The sequence below is a fragment of the Paenarthrobacter sp. GQ52 genome (assembly GCF_059759005.1).
The window spans coordinates 1-24,704 of the sequence record NZ_JCAXEJ010000018.1; the positions used below are offsets into that span (position 1 = coordinate 1).

A 24,704-nucleotide genomic window follows, 5' to 3' on the forward strand; every position below is an offset into this window, starting at 1 on the left:
AATTTCGTGTCCAGGGCAACCGTGACTACAGCGGACGAACAAACGCTTTTTGTAGACCGCATTGAAAAACAGCCCCTTGACGGAAGTTCCCTTGACCGAGGGCGACGGCCCAGGGTTGAGGGTCCTAGCCAGCCAACGAACAATTCTGAAGCCAGGAATGGGCGCTCTCCGGACGCGCCGGCGGTGGTGCTCCGAACAGAACTAACTGTTCCGGATCTCCCCGAAGCCGCGTCGTTCTTCTCGGACATAGTTGGTGTTCCGATCAAGCACGCATCACGCAGGGTCGGGATTAGCGACAGTATATGGTTGTGCGCGCCCGGACCTAGCCGTGAACCCGACACGCAATCAGGGGTGTTCCTGACGATCCTTGTTGCCAGCTTGAGTGAGGTTGAAGCCCGAGCGACTCACCAGGGGAGAATACCGTTTGCGTGGTCACCAGACAGACAGTCGTTGTGGCTCGTAGGTCCAGGAGAGCTGCGCGTTCGGCTTCTTGAGACGCCCTCGGCAAGCGCCGGTCGAGCTGATTCAACTGAGCCGGATGCATTGTCGACAAGAGAGAGGTGACCTCTGGCGTCACTTCAGTTCGATATCCAGCTCTATTTTGAGATGGACTCTTAGAGCGCAGAATTGGGCGTCGCCGGTCAGCCAATAATAGGGGAACATCAGGCGGCATTAGGGCACTCGCAATCGGGTCGGCTAGGGCCTGAGACTCATAGAGGTTCCCGAGCATGGGCATCAAGCGGTCTTGCTTCTCAATAGGTCTAGCCGAAGCGCGAGTGCGAAAACTATGCGAAATTGCCTCAGAGGAGATCGCAAATGAAGTTCATGCAAGGCGAGGGGAGTCTTCTGGCCGAAACCGACCTTGGGGACCTTGTGGTCCCAATGCGTAGCCACTGGGACGATTGGCTTCAATTTGAAACCACCTACCGTGCCAATACGACGATGAAAGCGCCGCCATCCATGACATTGGTCAAGCAGATTGGCCAACAGAAACTTCGTGGCGCCTGGTTGTCCGAGTATTTCGGAGCATGCTCTAACTATGGGAAGAGTCCTTGCGATTGCTCCCTATTTCCTTTGGACCTGATGGAGAGCTGATGGTTGAGCACGACAGAGCCTACCTCGATGACCGGCAGCAGCAACTCTATGACGCCTTGGATGAGCGAAGTCCGGCTCTCGCTGGGACGTATAGGGCGGCGATCCGAATGCTCAGGACCCCGGCAGTGGCGGGCGAGGAACGTGCTCGTGTGCCGCTTATCGGAAATGCGATGCGAGAAGTCATGAACGCCCTGCCTTCAGTCGTCGGTGAGACCACAGGCCGCCTGCAGGGTAAGTCCGCGTCAGCCCTCGCCCGCGAGCTCTCATATGCTCTGGCGCTGTCGTCTGACCTCGACCTTCGGCAGGACCTAGACTACATCCCCGTGCCTAGGCAAGTAGCGATTGCAATTGATCAGATAGTTCAAACGGTGGTTCTGGAGACCAAGAAGGTCCGCGACGATGCCGCCTCTCTGCTCGCTGTGGGTAGCAGCAGCGATCATCCAGCGGTCGGGCAATGGATTGAGACTCGAGAGTTCTTCGTTCGGTGGACCCATCTGGAGCGCCCGCCCAAGGATAACGGTGACGTGCCAACCGACATTGAGATTCTGGGGAATATCCGTGTTGTGGAAGACCTGGTTGCCGTTAGGACCGCAGGCTTCTTCGGCACTCGTCGGCTACTCGACGAGTTGCTGGCTGAGATTAATCGCGCGGACAAGCCTCCGACTTCCGAGCAAGTTCAGTATGCCTTGCGGCAGATCCCAACTCTCCAACTTCGTCGGGTGTTCTTCGAGGGGAACAACAGCCCATTTTGGCTACAACCATTGGCTGCCGCCGGTGTCTTCAGCTCTCCGCCCGAACCTACCCCGGGGGAGACGGCTACACTCGTGAGCCGTATTGGCCCGAAATTGAATTCCTGACTCGAATGGCCGGCCTCGTACCCGACCAAGTGGTTGGCGTTTTCTTTGGTCTTAGGAGCACTGGCAATTCGTGCGTGCGTCGAGCGGTGTTCGATATCGGGGCGAGGATCCCTGCAGACGATGCTGCGCGTCTGGTGCCGATGATATTGGAGTGGGGCGTGGATGGGCTCAGTTGGAGGACTGATCCACGTTCAGAAGGCGCTTTGACCATGAACCTGCTTGACAACGGGGAAACCAAAGCAGGACTAAAACTTGCGAACCTACTCTTTCGCCCCCGGCCTATGGCCAGCAGGGTAAAGTTCAGGTTGCGTTCGAGGAATATTGGTACGCTGAGGAACTGCCTAAGGTCGCTGGGTGAAATCGGTCTCCGCACGATTACGCCGTGACTTGAAGATTGCCTATGGTTGAATGAAAGCGTTACTGAAGATTTTGACGTGAGTTCCCTGAGACGTGCCGTCATTGGCAGTAGGGATCACTCGCTACCGAGCGTTGAGCATGCCCTTATTGATAGTGTTCATGATCTGGCGACAGCAAGCATCCGAAGGGCTCCCGATAAGTCCATCTCAATTCATTCTCGAACACCCATTCTGCTACTTCGTCGTATTGTTCTGTTTGCCACCGCTGAAGCTCTCCTGCTTTTACACGCGGAGCGTGGAGACACCGTGGCCATCATCTCTGCAGTTAAGGGCCTTATCTCTGACCCTCTGTCACGCGAGGAGACATGTTGGCTTGAATTGGCTCACTTGATCAAGGCCGTCGCCGACATCGCGTCCACGTCGGTTCCATTGATTGTCAGCTTGCCTTGCGTGCCGCAACACATCACACGGTCTCCGGGGAGACCAATGACGCGTTTGACCAAGTGTTGTTCCGTGGTGTCCGGAAGGAGCCCCACGAACGTCAAGGCGTTCTGGATAGCTTGGCCCGGTCCCTGGTCTTTGGTTACTTCCGGCAGCCATCCCTTGGTGTCACGAAAGACCACCACATCTCCCCGAGCTAGGTCCAACGGCTCTGGTACCAGGAGGTTTACGAAGATCCTGTCGTTGACTTCCAGGGTGGTCACCATTGAAGTGGACGTGATGAAGAAGGCTCGAGCCAGGAATGTCTTGATAAGCAAGGACAGGACAACGGCAAGGACGATCACCGTAACGATCTCGCGGAGCCAGGAAAGGACCGGCTTCTTATCAGAACCTGGGTCCTTGGACTCTTTTTGTTGGTCCACGTCTATTTGCTGAGGTTGGCGAGTCGTTGAGGGCTCAGGAGCCCTACGAGCTGTTCAGCCGTGAGCAGGCCGTGTTCGAGGACGAGTTCAGCGACACCTTTCCCGGTGGCGAGGGCTTCTTGGGCGATAGCTGTGGCCGTGGCGTATCCGAGGTGCGGGTTAAGTGCGGTGACCAAGCCGATCGACTGCTCTACTGTGAGCCGCAGATGCTCGGTGTTCGCGGTGACTCCCCGGATGCAGCGTGCGGTGAGGGTGCGGCAGGCTGCTTCAAGGTGAGTGATGCTCTTGTGGAGGCTGTGGACGATGATGGGTTCGAAGGCGTTGAGTTGGAGTTGTCCTGCTTCGGCGGCCATGGTGATGGTGATGTCGTTGCCGATGACTTCGTAGGCCACCTGGGAGACTACTTCCGGGATGACGGGGTTGATCTTGCCGGGCATGATGGAGGACCCGGACTGGACGGCCGGAAGGTTGATTTCGCCGAACCCGGCGCGGGGGCCGGATGAGAGCAGGCGCAGATCGTTACAGATCTTGGAGAGCTTCACAGCAACGCGCTTGAGTACCCCGGAGAGGTGCACGAACGCGCCCACATCCTGAGTTGCTTCGATGAGGTCGAAGGCGGTGACCAGCGGCAGGCCAGTGACTTCGGCCAAGTGCCGGCAGGCTGCCTCGGCGTAACCGGCCGGTGCGTTCAGTCCTGTGCCGATGGCGGTGGCGCCGAGGTTGATCTCGTGGATCAGCCGCCCTGCGTCGGCCAGCCGGACCCGGTCCTCACCAAGGGTGACGGCGTAGGTGCCGAACTCCTGGCCCAGGGTCATGGGGACGGCGTCCTGCAGCTGGGTCCGGCCCATCTTCACCACAGTGCGAAATTCCATTGCCTTGGCACCGCACGCTTCCTCAAGTTCGGCCAGCGCATACACAAGATCCCGGGCAGCGAAGATGGTGCCTAGTTTCACGGCGGTCGGGTAGACGTCGTTGGTGGACTGGCTGAGGTTGACGTGGTCGTTGGGGTGGAGCCGGTCATAGTCGCCTTTGTTGTGGCCAAGGATTTCGAGGGCACGGTTGGCGATGACCTCGTTGGCGTTCATGTTCGAGGACGTGCCGGCGCCTCCTTGGATGACGTCCACGACGAACTGCTCACTGAGTTGGCCGTTCAGGATATCGGTGCAGGCCTGCTCAATGGCCCGGGCGCGTTCGGCGTCGAGCAGACCGAGCTCGTGATTGGTGCGGGCTGCGGCGAGTTTCACCGCGGCAAGCCCACGAACCAAGTACATGTTCGAGGAGAGCGGCTGGCCGGTAATCGGGAAATTCTCCACGGCCCGGAGGGTGTGCACACCCCAGTAGGCGTCGGCCGGGACGTCCCTCTCGCCGAGAAGGTCATGCTCGGACCTGGTGTCCTGAAGGGTACGGGCGATAGTCATGAGGATCCTCAAAGGGCTTATAAACGGGACAGGACCAATAGAAAGCTGGTAGTTTGCGGCACGCCCTGCAGGGTGTCACCGGCGACGGCTGGTGGCACTCTGCAGGGAGCTAGATTGCAGCGGTAAGCTCCGCGGTCTGGCCTGGATTCGTTTCTTCGTCCGGGGTTCGGTGCGCAGCTCTGAAGAGATTCTCGAGCAGATCAGTTGCTATCGTCAGGGCTTTTTCATCGATGTCGAACATCGGGTGGTGGTGGGGTGCCTGGTTGGAGGCCCCAACCATTATGTATGACCCGATGCCCCCTGCTGTCTGAACTTCATGGATCATGAGGTGGGCGTCGTCGCTGGTTCCGCCAAAAGAGCCCGTGGGAACGAAACTGTTTACGGCGGGCATTTGTCCGGCCGCTTCTGATATCAACCGGATGATTTCAGGGTCGGGATCTGAACTTGCTCCGCTGCCGGATTTCTTTCTTGATGCGTCGACACCGTACATCGCAGCCGCCCCCGCGATAATGCTGCCCGATTTCGCATCGAGGCACTCAAGGACTTCGTTGGATTCAGCGCGTGTCTCGTAGGTCATAACCGCGTGCGAGGGCACAATGTTTTGGCTTCCTTCCACATGCAGCGTCCCCACATTGACACGTGTGTTGGCCCCGGCGAAACGAGGAATCCCCAGGATTCCAAGCACCGCATGGGCCGCCGAAGCCAGCGCGTTGCGTCCCAATTCTGGAGCGGCAGCAGCATGTGCAGCTTCTCCCCGGAATTCCACGATCCACTTCGTGGTCGCCATTGCACCGGTTACCCCTCCATACACGGTTCCCGTGGGAAGTGAACCTCCCAAATGGATGGCGACCATGTGATCGATACCATCCACCGCCCCGGCCTTTACCATCGGAAGTGCTCCGCGGACGCCTTCCTCCGCGGGTTGAAATAGGAGCCGCACCGATCCCGGGAAGTTTCCGTCCGCGAGTCGGCTCGCTAGCGCTAGACCTATGGCCGTATGTCCGTCATGGGCACATGCATGCATCCAGGACGTCTCGGAGCGGAAGCCCAGCCGCGCGGGGATGTGCGCCCCGTCGTTGGCTTCGGGTATTGGTAGGGCGTCCATGTCAATGCGTAGCCCCCAAGCTGGTCCGGGTCTATTGCCTTCTATGTCGGCGACGACTGCTGTGCCGTGGGTTTGCAGAAATTCAACGGTTTCCGCGTCGGCTCCGGCGTTTATTGCGAGTTCGCCCCACTCCTGGCGTTCCTCTTCCGTAGGCGGAACAGCGATAACAGACAGGTCCATGGCCGCTGCCCCAAGCTTCACGGGCACGCCCAGTTGCTGCAGTGTATTGATGACAAGGGATGCGGTTCTGTACTCCAGCAGGCCAGGCTCTGCGTGGGCGTGCAGCTGGCGACGAAGGGCAATGATGTCGGTGGTCTTCAAGTACCTGTTCTTCCTGTTGATACTACAGATGAATGGAGGCTCCGGGCCCTAAAGGCAACCCGCAGAAGTAGAAGATAGCCAGAATGGCAAGCCATACGAGCAGGAAAGGGAAGGCAAAGATAGCGTTCCTCGCGATAACGGTGCCAAGTTTCGCCTCGGGTTCATATTTCTGCAGCATCGTCAGCACGACAAGCAACATGGCATTCATCGGGCTAAGCGGCTGGGTAACCGAGTCTCCGATTCTGAATGCTGCTTGTGTCAACGCGGGTGAAAGGCCGAGCAACGTGTATGCGGGAACAAAGACTGGCGCCAGCAGTGACCATAGCGCAGATCCGCTGGTGATGAGAAGGTTCAGTATGCAGGTCACCAGAACGAAGATGAGAAGTGCTCCGAACCCGGTGATATGCAGATCCTCGAACAATGTGGCTACGTTCACGGCCAGGAGAGTGCCGATGTTTGTCCACGTGAAGAGTGCCAGTGCTTGGGAGATGGCAAACACCAGAACGATGTAAGGAACTGCTTCTTTAACTGCTGCTTCCAACATTTTGGGGATCGAGTTCTTATTGGCTAGGGATTTCGATGCCAGACCATAAGCCAGTGCGGCTATAACGAAAGAGGCAAAAAGCAGTGGAATGATGCCACTGAGGAGTGGGGAAGGGACGAGCGTCCCGCCCTTTCCCTGCAGTGGGCTTCCTGGCCACAACCAAGCCGCGGCGGCGGTTCCGAGGAACCCCGCCAAAACGAGAACGGTGACCACGAGTCCTTTGCGCTGTGCTGGCTGTAAGCGAAGGTCATTGACGGAGCCATGCTGGTCCTGAAGCTGCTCCGGGATAGACACGTTTGCGATGCTTGCTGCAGAGGGAGCCGGGCAGAGGGGTTCCAGAACGCGATCGATGAGAAAGCCACCAAGCAAGCCGAGTATGACTCCCGACGAAGCGGTGAAAAAGTAGTTCATCAGCAACGAAGTGTGAACCTCATAACCAGGAAGAATATTCGTCGCCTGCTCGGTGATGCCGAGCATCAGTGCATCTAGTGCTCCGAGGAAAATGCCTCCTGAGTAGCCTGCAGCAACACAGGCCACGGACCCGATTAGGCCGGCGATTGGGTTACGACCAGCCTTAAGGAACACGAGTGCTGCGAGTGCTGGCACCACAATCATGGCCACGTCACTCATAACATGAGCCTGGCACGCGAGCATGGCTACGATGTAGGGGACCATTCGCCGGGGAACACGAGAGAAAACGGCAACAATTGCAGCGTTAAGAAGGCCCGTCCTTTCGGCAATACCAACCGCCATGATCATCATGATGACCGTCCCCAATGGTGGAAAGTCGATGAAGTTCTTTACGAAATTGCCGAGTAGCCATAGAGCCCCGTCGGGGCTGAAGAAGCTTTGAATCTGGACAACTTTCTCCGATCCAGGGATCGTCACGCTCGTGCCCAGTGCAGCAAAAAGAGCAGACAGGCCAGCGATTATGACAAAAAGATAGACGAAGAGATACATCGGGTGGGGCAGTTTGTTCCCGGCGCGTTCAATGCCTCTAATCGCCCAGGCCGTTTTGCTGGATGCGACCTTCCTTGCAATTTCCATTTTTATACTCCGTTGTATATGCCGATGGCATGTGGTGGCTTCATCTGGAAACTGTAGACCTGGCGATCCGGTTTGAAGCTGCATATCCCTGACAAATGGCAGATTGCGGCCCTTAGCTGGAAGATCCGGTCAGGGACCTCCTGCTCATCGTGTTTCTGGTCAGCACCCTTCAAGGATGCGGCAGCGGGCAGGGTGCGGCTGAATTCTCGACTGGGTCCCAGCCGACAGAGCCGGCTCAAATAGCAAGGTGGGTCTGCATTGAGCTGCCTGACCGGTCCAACCCAGATAGCGACGGCACAGCGTCCGTCGTCATGGGGACGAAGTCGGAGACAGCGGTTGTCGTTTGGATGCGATTGTTCCCCTAGGGGAGGCTCTGCCTCGGTCCAGCCCTCAGAGAAGAAAGTGAGTCGACGGTCTCCAGGCCCGTACGCATAGCGGCGCGAGTAGTGGGTTGCTCGTACAACTCGGGTGGCAGACAGGCAGGACTTGGGCCATAAGCCGCCCCCCCCGTGACGCACGATCCGTGGGCTCGCTTGATCAGGGCATCCACAGGGCCGAAAAACGGCCAAGCAACAGACCGTCATCCGACCGACCCCGTAAACAAAGCCTTCAAAAGTAACAAGGAGCAAAGCCCCGTCAAGTCTGTGGCGGTCGTGGTCTGCTAGTTGCGTCTAGCCAGAGATTGCCGGCGTCCGTTGCTCAGGCATATGCCCATACGCTTTGGAGTGGTCATGCTGACGGAGCGTTCGCGTACGTCCATGGTGCGAAGCCACGTTTGCATACGGTGCTCGAACTCAGTCAAGGAGCTGAGCGAGTGCAGCCAGAGGGTGATGTGGAGATTTGAGCTACCGGCCGTGAGGATGAAGGAGCGTACTTCAGGGAAATAATTCGAGAGGTGACTAGCTACGCCATTTCCCATACTTGAGAGCCTGGCAGCTTGCTCGGGAGCTATGGAACACCAAAGGATCACCGTGCTATTCCATCCGACATCGTAGGTACTCACGTCACATCGAATACGTACGTCTCGCAGCTTCAGCAAGCGGTTCAACCGTCGACGTACCGTGCTCATGCTGGCGTTCATGCCGTGATTGATAAGCAGCAGTTCCACCAGCTCCGGCGGTGTCAACCGCCCGTTTCCGCGCAACTCCTCCATAATGGCCCTGGCAAGAGGATCACGAGCCAGCCACTCCGGCCCTTCAGCTTCCTTGGGGGCAACAGTGAGAGCGGCCAGCTGTCGGCGCTGTTCGCTTCCCAACTGTGTCAAACGCCAGCGTGCACCGGAGCTCAAGACGCGGACCACTGGGGTCAGTCGATAACCCGTCACCGATGGCATGCTGCCTAGAGTGCTGTTCATGAAATTCTCCACGTCCTGCACGCTACGGGCATCAATGAGCGCAAGAACGTCGAAGTCGCCCGTGGTGTGATGCAAGGTCAGGACTATCGGCACCGGGCGTAAGTCGTACATGGTTTGAACCGTGGCACCCGGCTTCGTCCTAATAGCGACAAAGGCAGTGTAGTGTGCATCCAGTTCAAAACGGTCGGAGAGCGTAATCCACGCCAACCCTAAGCTTTCGAGCCTATTCCACCGGCTGGCCAAGGTTTGCTCAGCCATTCCAAGGATCGGCGCGAGATCAGCCCACTTTGCTCGTGGCGCCTCTTGCAGGGCGCTGACTAAGAGAATGTCCAGTTCGTCCAGAGTGACCGTATCCCAGTCCGCAAGTTCGTCCTCTGCCACTTTCCAAGCATATGACGCGAAGCCCAGATTTCCGCAAGCCAACGCTTGGCACATCTCGGTGTCAATTGCGGCCTTGCGCTCAGGCCTGGCGACGAAGATCGAGCACGCTAACACTGAGTTCTGGTCAGCCTAAGCACTGGCAGGCGGATCCGACTACCCAACCGTTCTTTAGTAGTCAGCCTTTCGCCCTGTGAAGTAGCGCATATACGGTCCCCAACGAAACCATCCACGCCGACTGACAGGCATCACAGCCCGACTTACATGATTCGCACTAGGTGATCAGCGGATATGGCGCGGGAAGTTCCACGAACACGGTGACGGTGGACGAGAGGCCTCCCCACAGGTCCTCGTTGCCGGTCATCGTATGCGCCGACCGATTCGCCAGGAGCCCAGTGCGATGAAGACGGCAACCATTCCAAGCAGAACAGAGATCGCCAGCGTGTTTGTCACGGCGAGATCGCCGACTGAAGCTGTGATGCCGTAGAAAGTCTGGACTGCGTCAACGGCCTGGTCTTGGTTATCTGTCAGCGCTTCAAGTGCCTGCGATGTGTACGGCTGGCGGATCAACATGGCTGATTGCGCGAAGGGGAGTGAGTTCAGAACTTTGACCACGCCGGAAGGCAGGGTTCCGGCCGGGATGTAAGCGCCGGCAAGGAAGCCGATGATGGTTCCCACGATGGTGCTCAGAGCTGAGAAGGCGGTGCTGGACTTGATGAAGGTGACCACGAAGCTGGACAGCGCAGCGAACGCAGCAGATGAGACCAGGACCACGGCGGCGCATTGTCCGAGCTGGGCCCAGGTCATCAACGGTTCCCCGCGGAAGAGGATGTATAGCTGACCCAAAAGGATTACCACCGCCGTCATGATGACGGAGATAACGAAGCTCGCGGTCAAGTATCCGAGGATCATGTTCGTCCGCCTGATAGGGGAGACGAGGAAATCCCGAAAGCGCCCGGTCGACGCAATCGTCAACAAATACGTTGAGGGCGGCCAGCCCGGCCGCAACCCCATCAGCCAGCAGACCCGAAAGCAACGGGAGAGATGGCAGCATCGGCTTCTTGCTGCGATCGGGGCACCGTCTCTCCCGCCCGAACTGCAGCAGCGGCTGTCAGAGTTGGATGCGGAACACGGTGTCATCGATTCGCCGCTGGCTCTTGAGAGATCAGTGGGCCTTTCGCTCATGCGCTTCAGGAGTACTCATCGCTCCTGAGCATGACCGACTTGATCGCGCAGGATGAGCAACTTGGAATGCAGGACCAATACCAGTCCTGGATAGATCGGGCAGAGACGGTACTGCAGGGAACTGGAAGCCGACCCGACCGCAACGCTTCCTGGTTCGCGGCCGGCCACCTTGGCTCTCTTGCGAATGCTCTGACAGACGAGTCGCCAATCCTTACTGGGATTCTTGACCGAGTCATGGCCATCAACGGGAAGCAGCCGTTGCGCCAATTGCCGACCAACTTCCTTGCAATTGTCTTGTCCATGCAGTCCTCGGCGGCAGTGATGCTAGTTCCCCGAATCGTTGAATGGTTGGGATACCTCCCGGTGGTGCCCAATGAGCTTTCGACTCAGGAGGAACTTTGGGCCTCGATTGCGAGAGCAACAATTGCGGACGCTCGTGTCAGTGCGGCAAACCTGACAGTCATATTGAGTGAGCTTCCTTCTACGGGCGAGACACGCACGGGGACAAAGGCTGATTGGCTGGTCGTTGCGCTTCCGGCAGCAAGTTCTGGCGGCCTCCAAAGAGCGCGAGAAACCGTCGGTGAAATAGTGCATAGGCCGAACCTGCTTGACTCCCAGTCGGCGACTACCTTCCTGGAAAAGGCGCCTGACTACCTCGCGGAGAATCCTGAACTGGTCGACGCATTCTTCGCTGTGGTGCTCCGGGAACATACCGCAGGGGCAGTCCGTCGAGCCCTCACCGCACAAGACGATACAAGGACTCAGCACGCCATAGCGGCCGAACTGAGCCGCCATGCGGATCACCTCATGCGTCTAGGGCAGCAACTCCTTGAAGGACACGGAGGGAACCAGTCCGCCGGAGCAGAACTGCTACGAGAGCTCCAAATAAGACAGGTGATTGACCTGCAATGGAAAGATCTCGAACCACTCCTCGAGCGAGTAACGCATCCCCAAGCGCATGCCGTTCTTTTACGTCTCATGCCCCTACACGGCTCGCGGATCAGAGCGGGCTGCCACGTTGATCGAATTCATTGAAAACATGGTTGCTATCCGCGACGGGAAAATACATCCAGCGGGCATCTGGCCGGAGACTCCACAGCAGCGTCGTGAATGCCCTTAGGGATTCCTGGATGGCCCTATTTGGTAGGAGCCAAGATCACAATAACCTAAGCAAAGCACTTCAATTTGTCTCTAATGCCGCTTGACGGCACCAGCGGACGGTTGGACACGGTCGGATTTCCTGAATTGGCACGATTGATTTCGTCGACCGCGCGCGATGGCTCCTCACCAGCTGCCATGGAGGCTCTGGTGGACGCAGCGGCTGCGCTAGTCAGCAACGAATACTCACCCAAGCAGCAGCGGATTGCTTCGAATGCTCTGGCCCACGTGCTTATTCCCGTTCTTGAAACCTATGCCCATGAAGCCGGAGGAACTCGTCCCGCTCGGACTCGCGGGCGATTCGTTAATCCTTCCCCCGGAGGTTAGTTCAATTATCTTTGCAGGCGGCCGTCGCTGGATGCAGGAAGGGACCATCCGAATGAACTGCTCAGGGGGAAGCATGCCGCGTACAGATTGGCCCACTTGGCGGAGGCTGGCGACTTTGGAGAAGTTAGCGATGAAATGGTCTGCGGCAAGTCTCGGCTATCGGCGGGACTTCTGCGTCGTATGTCCGAGGAGGAAGACCGGTTGCAGGCTTCCTGGAGCCTTCGCGTGCTACCCGCTCGTCGCCGTTCGGGCCCCTCAAATTGCTGTCAGGCGTGATTCGCACTGTATGAGACCTTGATCCGGCCCTTCTTCGTTTTGAGGGGTGCGAGCTCGACATTTGCCAGGTCTCCGAGACTTCGCACATGGGTCCCCCCGCAGGCAACTGAATGTGCCTTGCCGATGCTGATTGTGCGGCGTCCGGTATCGTCGACTTGGGCTGTCACCTGAAGGTCGGCGGTGATGGCTTCCGTCACAAACGCGTTGAGCGCGGCTGCTGCTGCTACGAGGCCTTCCGGGGCAACTAGACGAGTGTCTGTCCCGTCGTTGGTGAACTCGATACGGGCCTGGCCAGGGAAGTGGATATTCCCTGCCAGTGTCCAGCCTTGGGCGTTGCCCGCGGCTTCGATCAGGTGCCCCGCGGTGTGCAAGGCCGCGTGAAGTTTTCGCAGTTCTGCGTCGATTTGGACTTTCACGTACTGTCCCTCGTTCAAGTGACTCAGGTCCTTGGCGGCTACGGCTCTCGCCACGATCAGGCCTGTCTCGGCGTCCCGTAGAGGGGAGACTTCGATGTCATCAATCCACCCCCGGTCAGCTGGCTGGCCCCCGCCTTGCGGGTGAAACAGACACTCCTCCACAGCGACCCACGGGCCTTCGGCTGTCTCGCCTATGGCAATGATTTGGGTCAGGGACCATTCAAGGTAGGTGTCTTTGAGATAGGAACTTAGCTGCACGGCTCTCCAAGGTCTATTGATTCCAGGTGTTCATTTCGATGCGCTCCGCTGGCGAACACAGGGGTCCGCGTGGCCGACCTGAGGAGGCCCACGGTAGGGGCCTCCTCAGGTCCGGGGTGCGTGTTTCCGGTTAGGGAATTGTGATTGTGTCGGTGCCTTGCATTTCTCGTTCAGCTTTGTTTCGTTGAACATGGGGCCGGGCGATGAACCAGCCGCCGACCAACAAGGGGACGAGCAGAAGTGACCAGAGGACAGTGGTCCGTCCGATGCCTGAAGTGTCGAAGAACATCAGGGCGATAACGACGACGAAAAAGCCGAGGGTCGCCCAAGACGTTACCGGCGCTCCAGGCATCCGGAATGCAGGACGTGCGACAAGTCCGCGGTTCGTCAGCGAACGCAGACGGATCTGGCACGCGATGATCGCACTCCAGGTCAGGAGCAGGATGATTGCATCGACGTTGAGCGCAACTTCGAAGGCTTCGCTCGGGACGACGTAGTTGAGGAAGGCCCCGGCAGTACCTGCGCCGGCGGTCATGAGAAGACCACCCCAAGGAACACCGGACTTGGTCATCTTGATGGTGAATTGTGGGGCCGAGCCGCGGGCTGCCAGGGAGCGCATGATGCGGCCGGTGGAGTATAGCCCGGCATTCAACGAAGACAGGGCCGCCGTCAGAACCACCATGTTCATGACAACGTCCGCTCCGTTGATTCCCAGTGCTCCGAAGAAGGTCACGAACGGTGATGTACCTGCCGCATAGGCTTGGTAGGGCATGAGCAGCGAGAGCATGATGACCGAGCCGACGTAAAACACAGCAATGCGGAACACCACTGCGTTGACTGCTTTGGGCATCGTCTTTTCGGGGTTTTGGGCTTCGCCCGAGGCTGTTCCGATCAGCTCGATTGATCCGTAAGCGAAGACCACACCCTGAATGAGAACAAGGGCGGGCACTATGCCCACGGGAAACACGCCTCCGTTGTCCGCCAGGAGCGAGAAGCCTGGGGTGTGGCCATCAACAGGTGTGCCAGTTGCGACGACAACAATACCGATGATCAGGAACAAGGCAAGAGCCCCGATCTTGATCATCGAGAACCAAAACTCAAGCTCGCCGAATACCCGGACCGAGACAAGATTGAGCAGGACAACGATCACCACGGTGGCCAGGGCGTAGATCCACTGCGGTACATCGGCCATCCAGGGGACATAATGACCGAAGAAGGTTAGGTAAAGGGCTATGGCTGTGGAGTCGATGATGGTGACAACGACCCAGTTCAGCCAGTAGGTCCATCCCACGGCGAAGGCCCATTTCTCGCCGAAGAACTCTCGGGTGTAGGACACAAAGGACCCGGATGAAGGACGGTGCGAGATCAGTTCACCCAGAGCGCGCAATACAAGAAAGGCGAAGATGCCGCAGGTGACGTAGGAGACCACCAAGGCGGGGCCCGCCTGGTGTAGTCGGCCCCCTGAGCCCATGAAAAGGCCCGTGCCGATAGCGCCGCCCATTCCGATCATGGCGATTTGGCGGGGCTTTAGATGGCGCCGGTAGCCGTGCTCGTCGGCAGTGTCGGCCGTGGCTAGGACGTTGGATTGGGTCATGGTGATCCTTACTGCGTCGGGGTAGCGAAATGGTTGGAATGGAGAGGGCGTGAACAGTCGGCACGCGTGGCGGAAACCGTCAGGGACTCACGCATAGAAAGCGACGTTCGATCTCGCGTGCCACTCCATCGTCATCATTGGATTCGATGACCTTGTGGGCACGCGCCAATGCTTCGGGCACTGCCCCTTGAGGTGCCATGGCGATGTCGGCGATGCGCATCATGTCCAGGTCGTTGTAGTTGTCCCCAAACACGATGAGCTCTTGGGCGCCGATCCCCTCCGAGAGGAGGCTGATGGCGTTGTCTTTCCCGGCCTTGTTACTGGCGAATTCCAGGCAGTCAGTGTCGCTGTAGACGTTCTTATACGGGAAAGCGCGTAACCCGCGGAGTTGCTGGCCGGAGGCGGCTGCCACCGCGGCCAACCGTTCAGTTGTTCCTACGACTGCGAAATAGATCACGTTACCGAAAGCAGACCAGTTGGTGGAACCGAGTTTGCTGAAGGGGATGTCTGCTTCGCGTGCCGCCCGGCTGTTGTACTGCGTCCATTCGAGGTCCGACTCCCGGGTGTAGCCAATGCTGAGTCGACCGTCGTTGATGGCGTAGATAAAGGCCCCCGCCTGAGCTCGGTTGATGATTGTCGCGAGGTGGTCAACGTCCTCTGGGTCCACGGAGAAGTAGTGTTCGTAGGTTTGCGTCGCGGGCGAGTAGAGGGCAGCGCCGTTCATGACGATCCAGGGCAGTTGAATGCCAAGATTGGAGAGCCGGTCCTGACAGCCGTAGACCATGCGGGCGGTCGCCACTGTGAAGAGTCCGCCGCCGGAAATGAACCTGTTGAGGATTCTTGCCGACACCGCGCTGACCTCTTTGCTTGAGTTGAGTAGGGTCCCGTCGAGATCGCTAACGAGTAGGGGTCGCTGCATTGGTCTTCCTTTGAGTGAATGGGATCTGACGAGGCATCCATCCGACGGTCGGGTACGACCAGTCCAGGTGAGTTCCTCGGTGCGGATGTTCCGCAGGGTTAGTGCCAGAGCCCGAGAGCGAATTCTGCGATGACCGCAGAGAGTAGGAAGGAGGCGGTGATGGCGACGAGCCCAACGGGGATGATCTTCCAGCCGATGTTTCTTAGAAGAGGGACGTCTTTGCCCAGGGAGAGGCCAGCAAGGGTCAGCATGACCGTGGCGATGGAGAGGAAGTCGATGGCTTTAACCGCGCCGCCCAGGCCGTCGGCGCCGGGGAACCACGGGCTGGAAACGTAGGCACCGACAGTTGTGATGAAAACGATCGCTGAGATCTTCTTTTTGGTCAGGTAGGCCAGAAAGATCCCGAGAAGCACCAGGGCCAGCAAGATGCCGTACCCGCCGACGATGGCCCAGCTGATTCCCTTGGCTGCGATGGACGCGGTCGTGACTCCGAGGAGTGTCAGCGCCGAAAGGGAAAGCCAAAGCGGTAGATGAATTTCGCTTGAGGATGCGATGACCTGCTCACGGAAAATGTGGTTGGAGTCCTGCCCGCGGGTATCCGGGGCCGTTGTCTCGGGGTGAGTTCGGGTTTTCTCTGGTGCTGTGGCCATGCGGGTCTGCCGGCGGGTCAGGACTTTGTAGAATCGGTCGGCCAGGGGCAGTGCCAGGTAGATGCCTACGTACACGCCGAGGATTGTGGTGATCAGGTTGGAGATGGCAGCCATGCCAAGGATGGCCGCCTCGTCTGTCGGGTAGGCGCCGATGATGCTGGCGGCGGAGGCTGCCATCATTGACCCGGAGCCAACGCCGGCGCCCATTGCCAGAGCCAGGGGGGAGAAGATTCCCCAGTTCGCCACGAACGAGGTCAGGAGGCTGATGTAGACGGCGCCAAAGAGGGTGCCGAAAACATACATTGCTAGGACGCCTCGGTACTGGTCTGAATCAGCACCATATTTTTCTGAGACCATCGCGAACGATGGTTCCCGGTCGAGGGAGAACGTGGCACCGACAGTGGCTTTTCCCATCCGCAACAGGACGGCAAGGGGCAGTGCCAGCGCAACCGTTCCCAGGAGGTGGCCCACTTCCTGCAGAAGCAAGGCTGGGCCCGCCTTGATAAGGCTGGGGAGGCTGGGACCAATATTGAATGAAAGCCGGGCGACCAGCAGGAGCACGGCAACGCCCACCAGCGCGGCGGCTATTCTTTGCAGGTCCAGGCCGAGTGGTTTGAATTTTTGGACAGAGACGAGGAGTCCGAGGATCAGGCCCCAAACCATGGGGAAGATGATGATGGAGCCAACACCGAGATCGATCTTGAACTGTCCGACGATTTGTACGGTGACTGCGATTGCGAGGCCGATGGCTGCAATTGGCAGGGTCAAGCGGGTTCCGGCCTTTGCCGGCAGGGTTTCTACGGTTGTACTCATGGGATGGTTTCCTGGGGAGTGGTTCGGCATCTTTGCCGAATCGGTCGGGGTCCCTGTTGCGCCGTCAGAGCGGGTTCGCCGTTGAACGTGGTTCACCTGAAATTGGCGCGTCGGGCAGCAGGGATTGGGGAAGGAGTACCGCGGTTGAGTGTTGGGCGGTTTAGCGGAGAATTCAGGCGCTGTGGTGGTGCGCGGTCATGCTGTTGTCGGGGTTCTGCATTTCTTGGGCCAGGAGTTCAAGGAATTCGTCGCAGAGGCTGATCTGTTCCAGCGAAATGAACTCGTTGGCGACATGGGCTTGGGCGATGTCTCCTGGTCCGCAAAGTACGGCATCCATACCTAAGTTCTGGTAGATGCCGGCCTCGGTTCCGTAGGAGACGCACTCACGGTCGGGGTTGTTGCCGGTCAGTCGAGCGACCTGATCAAGGAACGAATTCTCCTTGCTGGGGTCCAAGGCAGGGACGTCGACGACTTTAGTGACGGTGATGGCCGATTCCAGGTGTGTGGCCTGCATGGCGGCCTGAAGGCTGCCGAGATGGTCTCCGATTTCGGTTTCCAGTGCTTGGACAGGATGGCCGGGGATCGCCCGTATTTCGAGTTGGACTGTGCAACGGTCCGGGATGATGTTGGGTTCGGAGCCTCCCTCGAAGCGGCCTGTGCTGATGGTGGTGAAGGGAACATTGAACGACTGATCGAAGGGTCCCTCCGTGGTCAGCCGGTCAGCGATTGCGCGGATGTAGGCGACCGCCATGGCGGCATACTCAACGGCGTTTACTGCTGTTGGCGTCAAGGATGAGTGGCTGGAACGACCTTCAAAGAGCAGGTCGTAACGTGCGCAGCCCTTATGTCCTGCGACCGGCTTCATTGAGGTTGGTTCGCCGATAATCGCCTTGGCGGGGGAAATCCCTCGTTCCTTGAGTACTTCTGCGAGTTGCTTGGCGCCCCCACAGCCGGTCTCCTCGTCATAGGTAAAAGCGAGGTGAAGCGGCTGGTTGAGTGGCCGGGCCATGAATTTTTCCAGGGAGGCAAGCACGGAACCGCAGAATGCCTTCATGTCTGCAGTTCCCCGCCCGTAGAGCCGGCCGTCGGTGATGTGTGGTTCGAAGGGGTTCGCGAGCCAGTGCTGTCCCTGGACTCCCACGGTGTCGATATGACCGGAAAGAAGTACTCCGCCTTCATGTTCCCCCTGATAGTCCGGGAGGGTGACGAAGACGCTGCTCTTTGCCTTGTCCGGCGACGAGACCAGGTCAGGGGAGAGGCCCAGGTCCTCCAAGCGTTGGCAGAGGTAACGGACGATGCCATGATTCGGCAGAGAGCTTGTGGTCTCGAACCGCAGCAATTCAAGGATCGAGTCCAGACTCTTGGGGTATTCCCCTGATGTCTGTTCATCTTGGCGCGGAGTGGGTGAGTCTGTGAGGGGTACTTGCATCTGGTCTCCTCGGCAGTGACTTATTGGGTGCGGTCGATATGGGCTCGGCCTTGACGAACACCCGTGGATGGACATGTCATCGGTTTGGCCTTGAGTCCGCGCTGGCCACTTCCCCATTTCAGTGGCCAGCGCGGACGGCTTTCAGGATGCGGATCCCTGGATCCGGTACTCAGTTAGGCGCGGAGGTTTTCACCGTAGATTCTGCGGCTTGGAGCGCTTCTTGAAGTTGGCTCCGCAAGGAACCACGACGCGGAACGATGCTGCCCGTGAAGGCGGCTTGGCCGATCGTGAATGCATCCGCTCCCGCTGCGGCTAGCGCTTCGATCTGGGGGATGGACGAAATGCTGCCGGCAACCACGAGGGTGCCTTGGGTGGCTGCTCGGGCAGCCTTGACCAACTCCAGCGGTTCGGCGTCGGTGGCACGGAAGGCAAGCAGATCCACTCCGGCGGCTCCGGCTTGTTCAAAGGCTGAACACTGGGCCGCCACTTCCTCTGCCGTTCCGCCAAGTTTCGTGGGGTGCCCTGTCGGGTGACCCGGGAACGGGAGGTACTTCACGTCCGAACCGGAGAGTATTTCCAGCGTTTCATTGACGAACGTGCCGCCGAGGAGGTAGTCCACACCAAGATCAACGGCCATTTTGGCTGATTGAAGGGCGGCCTCACGGCTGGTGCTGACCACTTCGAGATGGCTTGTTGCCCCGCGGTTTTTGATGCGGGTGTGAAGTTCGCGCAGAACCTCGGGGGTGACGCCGATGTCTTTGAAGCCGATGTGCTTCAAAGGGACGTCCTCGATTTCGGACAGAACGCTGAGGCAGTCTTCCACGGTTTGATCGTCGCGGGTGAGCATGAAGATGAACTCCATGGGAGTCAGTTTCCTTTCGGGGGACAAATAGCGAATACACGGGCCGGGAATCCCGACCCTTTGAGGGCCTTGGGCCAGGTTGCGATGATGATCGCCCCGGTTTCGGGCAGTCGATCCAGATCGCGCAGCAGTTCAATTTGGTAGCGGTTTTGACCGAGTAGGTAGCGTTCGAGGGATGAGTCCCCCGAGGAGACGGCCAATCCGGGGTCGGTGTCCAGGGTTTCGTGTCCGCAAGCGGTCATCTGTCGTTCGTGGATCAGGAACTCCAGTACTTCCTGGCTCCAGCCGGGATAATGGAAGCTGCCTTGGTCATCGGGGTTCAGCAAGAGGTCCTGGTCGGGCCATCGTCGTGACCAGTCGGTGCGAAGCGCAACAAAGGCTCCGGCAGGAATGGTTCCGTTGCGCGTCTCCCAGGAGCGGATGTCTTCAAGACTGACGGCGTAGTCCGCGTTATCCTGCACACGCTCGTGAATGTCCAGGACAACAAGGGGAAGAATCATTTCCTGAACGGGAATTTCATCCTGGAACCGCAGCCCGGGAACGAAATGCGCTGGCGGGTCCACGTGCGTTCCCCACTGCCCGGGCAGGCGGTATTCTTCGGCAAGGAATCCGTCGTTCCCGAAGTCGTACAGGGTTTCCCGTTGCTCCGGCTTGAAAAACTGGCTGTGCGGTATACGGGGGTGGAAGGAGTGGGTCAGGTCGATCCACGTGCCGCGCCGCAACACCTCCAAGGCATTGACCGGGTCTGCGGGAGTCACTGTCCACCAGTCATCAGGACGGCATGCCTGAGCGCTACGAGAAGGCTGCGGTGGTCGGCGCTGCCTTGGCCAACAATGTCGAAGGCTGTTCCGTGATCAACGCTGGTCCGTACGAAGGGGAGACCGATGGTGACGTTGACGCCACGTTCAAGACCAAGGTACTTGAACGGAATGAGGCCCTGATCGTGATACTGCGAGACTACGACGTCGAAATGGCCTTGCCGGGCGCGGAGGAAGACAGTGTCCGGCGGCCACGGACCCGAAGCCGAAATCCCTTCAGCGATTGCCTTCTCGATCGCCGGCTGTATGATCTCCAATTCTTCGGTACCCATGAGCCCGTTCTCGCCGGCGTGGGGGTTCAGGCCGGCGACACCGATCCGTGGTTCAGTGATGCCGGCCCGCAGCATGGCAGTGTGGGCAAGCCGGATCGCCCGTAGAATGCTCTCGGTCGTCACCTGCTCGATGGCATTTTTCAGCGATTCGTGGATGGTCACGAGCACCACGCGAAGATCGTCGCTGGACATCATCATTGTGTAGTCAGCGCAGTGGCTAAGTTCGGCCAGAATCTCGGTGTGACCAGGATAGGGAAGGCCGGCCAACCGCATGGCTTCCTTGTTAATGGGGGCCGTCACCAAGGCGGAGACCTCACCCGCGAGGGCTGCTTCGATGCCTGTCTTGACATAGTCGAACGCTGCCTGGCCTGACTGCGCCTGAACCTTTCCCAGGGGCAGATCCTCCGGCAACTCCGTCACGGCGAGCACTTGCACGAACGAAGCATCCGGGCGGAACTCAGCTAACGTGACCGGCCGGGCTTCCAACGCAATGTTGCTCCACTGCGCTGCCCTGTTCAGGACACCGACGTCACCGATCACGAGTGTAGGGATGTTGAGTCCGCGCTCGGCCATCAGTTTCATGACGATCTCCGGGCCGATACCCGAAGGGTCGCCCATGGTCAGAGCAATTGGTTTCATGATTCTTCCTCAATGTCTTTTTGTTCGAGCAAAAGGTCTTTTAGCCGGACTAGTGTTTGTGAGTCACCGAAACCACCGGCCTTGATCAGCACAGGCAGGGGGGCGGGATGGTCAAGGATTCCGAGAGCGATACCGGGCTCCGGCTCGGAGAGCACTCCAATCCGCCGGGTGCCGAGCCTGTCCAGCACGCTCCGCGCAGTCTGGCCACCGGTGAGGATGAGCGCGTCAAAAGCATCCGCGGCGAACAGCTTGTGCACAGTCGATGCCAGCCAATCGTCGGCCTCCCCGGTCGAGTGGGAAGCGATGGGGTCATGCACGGCCGCGTAGCCGTTGCCGGAGAGCTGCTTTGCGACTCTTTCAACAAGGTCGGCCTGACTCTCCGTCGCATCAGCGGGTGCGTCGTGAATTCCCCCGGTTGAATCCCTCAAGACCACGTCAAGCTGTTCCCTGCTTGAGGGATGCAGGCTTCCCACAACCATCAGCACCCGGGTGGATGCTGCAGCTTCAGGCGCCGGGCGGACTGGCCAGGAAGTGGCGCACTTCCTGGCAACGGCAGCTGCCAGGCCGGGCGACCCAACCCAGAGCACGTCCGAAAGAGAATCCGGATGGTTGACTAAACGGTCCAGGTCAGCATCCGAATCAGCGTCCGCTATCAGGATCCGTTCCTCGCCCACACGGTGGCTCCATGGGGAGCCTGTGGTGATCAAGCCCCCCTGGGGAAAGAGCCTTTTGATATCACTTTCTCGGGCCGGATTCGCAGCATCGAGGCCGAAATGGGTATCCGCCACCGGAACACCATCAACGAGCTGAATGCCGTTAAGTGTGGTTCGTCCCTCCGCGGGAAAAGCCGGCGCGATGACTGCGGTCGATCGGCCGCTCTCAACTAGGGCCGCCTCGACCTCAGCGACCACATGGCCCCTTATTGTTGAGTCAACTGTTTTGAAAAGGACGTCAACATCCCTGACCTGCCGCAGGCAACGGACAGTTTCCGAAACGGCCTCACCCACGTTCTGGGAACGGGTGTTGGTATCGACAGCGGAGACACCATCCGGCAGCTCGCCCTCGATCGCTCCGAGGAAGATGCTAGCGGGGATCCCCAGAGCCCGGAAAGGGCCGGCACCATCGCCTGCGGACGTCAGGTCATCGGCGACAACACCGATCTTGAACGGCTTCACAGCTGATCGAGGTGGTCCAGGTCGCGTACGGTGAGGTCGCTCTCGACCGCACCAGTATTTACGGTTGACTTCGGCTCGAGAAGAATGACCTCAGTGCCATCAGTCGCTGACGGACAGTGCTCCACTCCGCGTGGAACAATGATGAATTCTCCCGGAGTCAGCTCCACCTGACCGTCGCGAAGCTTCATCGTCAGAGTGCCGCTGACGACCAGGAACAGCTCGTCCTCGTCGGCGTGGTCATGCCAGACAAAATCCCCGGAGAACTTCGCCAGCTTGATCTGCATCTCGTTGACATCGCCAGCCACTTTCGGGCTCCAGGTATCCGAGAACTTTGCAAATGCCTCTGCGAGGACTACTTTCTGTAGCATTTTTCCTTCCTTCACGTTAGGTTCACTCAACTGTTGCATGCCTGTTCCCAGATAAAAATGGATATTTTTGCACCCATGTGTGATGATTACTCACATGAACTGGCCCGACCTACCGCCGCTTGGGACGTTGGTTGCATTTGAAAGCGCCGTTCGGCTGGGAAGCGTGACCGCTGCGGCCGAGGAACTCCTTGTCACGCACGGCGCGATTAGTAGACAGCTTCAAGTACTCGAACGCTCCCTGGGCCTGAATCTCTTTGAACGACGGAACCGAGCGATCATTCCAACGCAGGACGCCACCGACTATGCATCGCAAATAGCCGATGCTCTAAACGTGTTGTCTTCTGCGACACGCCGAGTCAAGCGCTCCAGCCAAAGCGAGCATTTGGTTCTCTCATGCGAACCCACACTTCTGATGCGATGGCTACTACCTCGGTTGCCTGCGCTCTACGAAGCCGTACCGGGTGTAGACCTCCACCTCTCCGGAGCGGGTGGCAGCATCAACCTCGCCCGCCAGGGCGTTGACATTGCAGTTCGCCGCAACGACTTCTTGATGCCGCAGCACATGGCCAGCATGTTCCTGGCGACGGAACGAATCGGTCCAGTATGTACCCCGGAGATGGCGGAGAAGATCTCGACCCTTCCCGATCTGGGATCACTGCCGATACTCCATTCGGCCACACGCCCCGGGGCCTGGGAAGACTGGAACACACATGCCTCAGTCCCACGCTTCAAGGTGGGCAGCGAAACAACCTTCGAGCATTTCTACCTCTCGCTTCAAGCTGCCGTCGCCGGAGTTGGAGTGGCGATCGGTCCCTACGCCCTGGTATCGGATGACCTTAGCGAGGGACGCCTCGTTGCCCCATTCGGTTTTGTGGAGGACGGCAGTGAATATGTGTTCCTGTCACGCGAGCCGGTTGATATGCGTGTACGCCGTATCGGCAAATGGTTTGCAGGTGAGATGGCTAGGACCTAGATCTACCCGCTTCGGATTGGGCACACTCGCAGCATGTAGTCTCGACGCGGGAGGAATCTGAGCAGCAGATGCCCTCTCCTTGCGAATTCATTGGGCACCTGCTGCTAGTTTGCGCTCGTAGTTCAAGCGCATGGCGGCGCCCTCTACGATGCCGAGCCGGGTGAGCGAGGCACGAAGCGCCTCGGTTGGCTGGTGAATGAAGCGTTCGCCGTCGTACGGAGCAGCGCGCGATTCAGTCAATGAAAGGGCTTCGCCATGTTCGACCTTGGCCTGGTATTCGGCGGCCATCTCGCGAATGCTGGCTACCTCCGCCTGATCCAGGTCCGGGTGCACGGCCGCCCATTCAGGGTCGTCCAGGCCGATCGGTAGGTGCAGGGTGGGGGCTGCGTTCTCGATGGAGAGCGGCAGGTTCGGGTTGGCTTCGTGCAGGATCCCGAGAACGGTGTCCCAGTCCATTGCGCCTTGGCCGATGGGGGCGAAGGCCCGCCCGAACACCCCGTCCTGTTCCCCCAGCACGAAGTCCCTCAAGTGCGTGGCCCGGGTGTGGGGCGCCACCCGGCGGGCGGCGGCGACTGGGTCCTCACCGCGCGCCACGACGTTGGCGGTACGAACCTAAACGCCCAGGACGTCCTGGCCCACGGACTCTATGAGACGCACCACCTCGTAAATGGTGATCTCCTCGTGGGTTTCGATGTTCAGGTGCACACCTTGCGCGTGGGCCGCGGGGGCGAGCAGGCGCGGGAACTTCTCGATGGGCACCAGTTGGTCCGGCCCGAGAGCGTCTGTACGGAAGCGGTCGCAGACGTAGTAGCCGGGCATATCGCGCTGGTAGTTGGCGGACGCGACCCACAGCTCGGTGACGCAGGCGGTTTAGTGGGCAGCCCCGATTGTCCTGACCATGCCCCGGGTGTAGTCGCCGTCGCCAAGCCGGCGGACCTTGGGGCGCCTCTGCGGCCGCATAGGGATTGACCTTGGCCAGGCCCATTGCAAGTAGAGGCCCAGGTCATCGGCGCAGGCGCGCACCTCGGCCAGCAGGGCACGGTCCAGGGTGGGCGAGACGTCCATCACGGTGCGGAAATAGATACCCTCCATGCCCATCGTTTGGACGCGTTCGAGGATCCGGACTGCGGAGTCCTCGGCCTCCGGGGATCTTGCTGCCATCGACACCAATACGCATTTTCTTGTCCTTTATGTGGTTGGGGAAGTCTTGTGGAGCCTGCCGCGGGAACGGGAC

The 24,704-nt window shown here is 59.0% G+C and carries 24 protein-coding genes; 5 read left to right on the plus strand and 19 right to left on the minus strand.

Features of this window, described 5'->3' with window-relative positions:
- The first annotated feature begins 816 nt into the window (after positions 1-816).
- Both AC6CH8_RS18395 and AC6CH8_RS18400 read left to right on the plus strand, forming a co-directional pair.
- The gene (locus AC6CH8_RS18395; protein ID WP_498191783.1) at positions 817-1,095 is read left to right on the plus strand and encodes a hypothetical protein; all 279 of its coding nucleotides are present in this window, start codon (positions 817-819) and stop codon (positions 1,093-1,095) included.
- Positions 1,095-1,952, plus strand: a complete 858-nt coding sequence (locus AC6CH8_RS18400) for a hypothetical protein (protein ID WP_498191784.1) — start codon at positions 1,095-1,097, stop codon at positions 1,950-1,952. Before AC6CH8_RS18395 ends, AC6CH8_RS18400 begins: the two co-directional genes overlap by 1 nt.
- Positions 1,953-2,691: 739 nt before the next feature.
- Here AC6CH8_RS18400 and lepB read toward each other — a convergent pair.
- The 6 genes from lepB to AC6CH8_RS18430 all read right to left on the minus strand — a co-directional run bounded on the left by lepB (position 2,692) and on the right by AC6CH8_RS18430 (position 10,250).
- Positions 2,692-3,171 carry a signal peptidase I gene (gene lepB / locus AC6CH8_RS18405; RefSeq protein ID WP_498191785.1) on the minus strand — a complete coding sequence of 160 codons (480 nt, stop codon included), beginning with the start codon at positions 3,169-3,171 and terminating at the stop codon, positions 2,692-2,694.
- A 2-nt stretch (positions 3,172-3,173) separates the two neighbouring features.
- Entirely contained in the window at positions 3,174-4,589 is a 1,416-nt protein-coding gene (locus tag AC6CH8_RS18410; RefSeq protein ID WP_498191786.1) for an aspartate ammonia-lyase, read from the minus strand.
- 109 nt (positions 4,590-4,698) lie between these two features.
- The gene (locus AC6CH8_RS18415; RefSeq protein ID WP_498191787.1) at positions 4,699-6,015 is read right to left on the minus strand and encodes an amidohydrolase; all 1,317 of its coding nucleotides are present in this window, start codon (positions 6,013-6,015) and stop codon (positions 4,699-4,701) included.
- Between the two features lie 22 nt (positions 6,016-6,037).
- On the minus strand, positions 6,038-7,606 hold the full coding sequence (locus AC6CH8_RS18420) for an AbgT family transporter (protein ID WP_498191788.1): 1,569 nt from the start codon (positions 7,604-7,606) through the stop codon (positions 6,038-6,040).
- A 661-nt stretch (positions 7,607-8,267) separates the two neighbouring features.
- The gene (locus AC6CH8_RS18425; RefSeq protein WP_498191789.1) at positions 8,268-9,341 is read right to left on the minus strand and encodes an Lrp/AsnC ligand binding domain-containing protein; all 1,074 of its coding nucleotides are present in this window, start codon (positions 9,339-9,341) and stop codon (positions 8,268-8,270) included.
- Positions 9,342-9,698: 357 nt separating this feature from the next.
- Positions 9,699-10,250: a hypothetical protein gene (locus AC6CH8_RS18430; protein WP_498191790.1), complete on the minus strand. Its 552-nt coding sequence runs from the start codon at positions 10,248-10,250 to the stop codon at positions 9,699-9,701.
- Between AC6CH8_RS18430 and AC6CH8_RS18435 the strand changes: the two genes are divergently transcribed.
- Both AC6CH8_RS18435 and AC6CH8_RS18440 read left to right on the plus strand, forming a co-directional pair.
- Positions 10,249-10,551, plus strand: a complete 303-nt coding sequence (locus tag AC6CH8_RS18435; RefSeq protein WP_498191791.1) for a hypothetical protein — start codon at positions 10,249-10,251, stop codon at positions 10,549-10,551. The genes AC6CH8_RS18430 and AC6CH8_RS18435 overlap by 2 nt on opposite strands.
- A 206-nt stretch (positions 10,552-10,757) precedes the next feature.
- Positions 10,758-11,558, plus strand: a complete 801-nt coding sequence (locus AC6CH8_RS18440; protein WP_498191792.1) for a hypothetical protein — start codon at positions 10,758-10,760, stop codon at positions 11,556-11,558.
- A gap of 716 nt (positions 11,559-12,274) precedes the next feature.
- Here the strand turns inward: AC6CH8_RS18440 and AC6CH8_RS18445 are convergent.
- The 10 genes from AC6CH8_RS18445 to AC6CH8_RS18490 form a co-directional block, all read right to left on the minus strand.
- On the minus strand, positions 12,275-12,958 hold the full coding sequence (locus AC6CH8_RS18445; protein ID WP_498191793.1) for a hypothetical protein: 684 nt from the start codon (positions 12,956-12,958) through the stop codon (positions 12,275-12,277).
- Positions 12,959-13,088: 130 nt separating this feature from the next.
- Positions 13,089-14,552 carry an amino acid permease gene (locus AC6CH8_RS18450; protein ID WP_498191794.1) on the minus strand — a complete coding sequence of 488 codons (1,464 nt, stop codon included), beginning with the start codon at positions 14,550-14,552 and terminating at the stop codon, positions 13,089-13,091.
- Between the two features lie 79 nt (positions 14,553-14,631).
- On the minus strand, positions 14,632-15,471 hold the full coding sequence (locus AC6CH8_RS18455; protein WP_498191795.1) for an HAD-IIB family hydrolase: 840 nt from the start codon (positions 15,469-15,471) through the stop codon (positions 14,632-14,634).
- Positions 15,472-15,569: 98 nt separating this feature from the next.
- Positions 15,570-16,934 carry a DUF3100 domain-containing protein gene (locus AC6CH8_RS18460; RefSeq protein WP_498191796.1) on the minus strand — a complete coding sequence of 455 codons (1,365 nt, stop codon included), beginning with the start codon at positions 16,932-16,934 and terminating at the stop codon, positions 15,570-15,572.
- Between the two features lie 172 nt (positions 16,935-17,106).
- Positions 17,107-18,363: an acetylornithine deacetylase gene (gene argE / locus AC6CH8_RS18465; protein WP_498191797.1), complete on the minus strand. Its 1,257-nt coding sequence runs from the start codon at positions 18,361-18,363 to the stop codon at positions 17,107-17,109.
- A 169-nt stretch (positions 18,364-18,532) separates the two neighbouring features.
- Positions 18,533-19,225: a hypothetical protein gene (locus AC6CH8_RS18470; RefSeq protein WP_498191798.1), complete on the minus strand. Its 693-nt coding sequence runs from the start codon at positions 19,223-19,225 to the stop codon at positions 18,533-18,535.
- 5 nt (positions 19,226-19,230) lie between these two features.
- On the minus strand, positions 19,231-19,983 hold the full coding sequence (locus AC6CH8_RS18475) for a cyclase family protein (RefSeq protein ID WP_498191799.1): 753 nt from the start codon (positions 19,981-19,983) through the stop codon (positions 19,231-19,233).
- Complete coding sequence (gene pdxA, locus AC6CH8_RS18480; RefSeq protein WP_498191800.1) at positions 19,980-20,954, minus strand: 4-hydroxythreonine-4-phosphate dehydrogenase PdxA; 975 nt, start codon at positions 20,952-20,954, stop codon at positions 19,980-19,982. Before pdxA ends, AC6CH8_RS18475 begins: the two co-directional genes overlap by 4 nt.
- The gene (locus AC6CH8_RS18485) at positions 20,951-22,129 is read right to left on the minus strand and encodes a four-carbon acid sugar kinase family protein (protein ID WP_498191801.1); all 1,179 of its coding nucleotides are present in this window, start codon (positions 22,127-22,129) and stop codon (positions 20,951-20,953) included. Before AC6CH8_RS18485 ends, pdxA begins: the two co-directional genes overlap by 4 nt.
- Positions 22,126-22,497, minus strand: a complete 372-nt coding sequence (locus tag AC6CH8_RS18490) for a cupin domain-containing protein (protein ID WP_498191802.1) — start codon at positions 22,495-22,497, stop codon at positions 22,126-22,128. The genes AC6CH8_RS18485 and AC6CH8_RS18490 overlap by 4 nt, the downstream gene beginning before the upstream one ends.
- A 94-nt stretch (positions 22,498-22,591) precedes the next feature.
- Here AC6CH8_RS18490 and AC6CH8_RS18495 point away from each other — a divergent pair, with 94 nt between their 5' ends.
- Entirely contained in the window at positions 22,592-23,470 is an 879-nt protein-coding gene (locus tag AC6CH8_RS18495) for a LysR substrate-binding domain-containing protein (RefSeq protein WP_498191804.1), read from the plus strand.
- An 87-nt stretch (positions 23,471-23,557) separates the two neighbouring features.
- Here AC6CH8_RS18495 and AC6CH8_RS18500 read toward each other — a convergent pair whose 3' ends face one another.
- The 3 genes from AC6CH8_RS18500 to AC6CH8_RS18510 are packed head-to-tail and all read right to left on the minus strand — an operon-like array spanning position 23,558 to position 24,631.
- Positions 23,558-24,064, minus strand: coding sequence for a hypothetical protein (locus tag AC6CH8_RS18500; protein ID WP_498191806.1), 507 nt, complete (start codon positions 24,062-24,064; stop codon positions 23,558-23,560).
- Between the two features lie 18 nt (positions 24,065-24,082).
- Positions 24,083-24,289, minus strand: a complete 207-nt coding sequence (locus AC6CH8_RS18505) for a hypothetical protein (RefSeq protein WP_498191807.1) — start codon at positions 24,287-24,289, stop codon at positions 24,083-24,085.
- A 51-nt stretch (positions 24,290-24,340) separates the two neighbouring features.
- The gene (locus tag AC6CH8_RS18510) at positions 24,341-24,631 is read right to left on the minus strand and encodes a hypothetical protein (RefSeq protein ID WP_498191808.1); all 291 of its coding nucleotides are present in this window, start codon (positions 24,629-24,631) and stop codon (positions 24,341-24,343) included.
- Positions 24,632-24,704 lie beyond the last annotated feature (73 nt).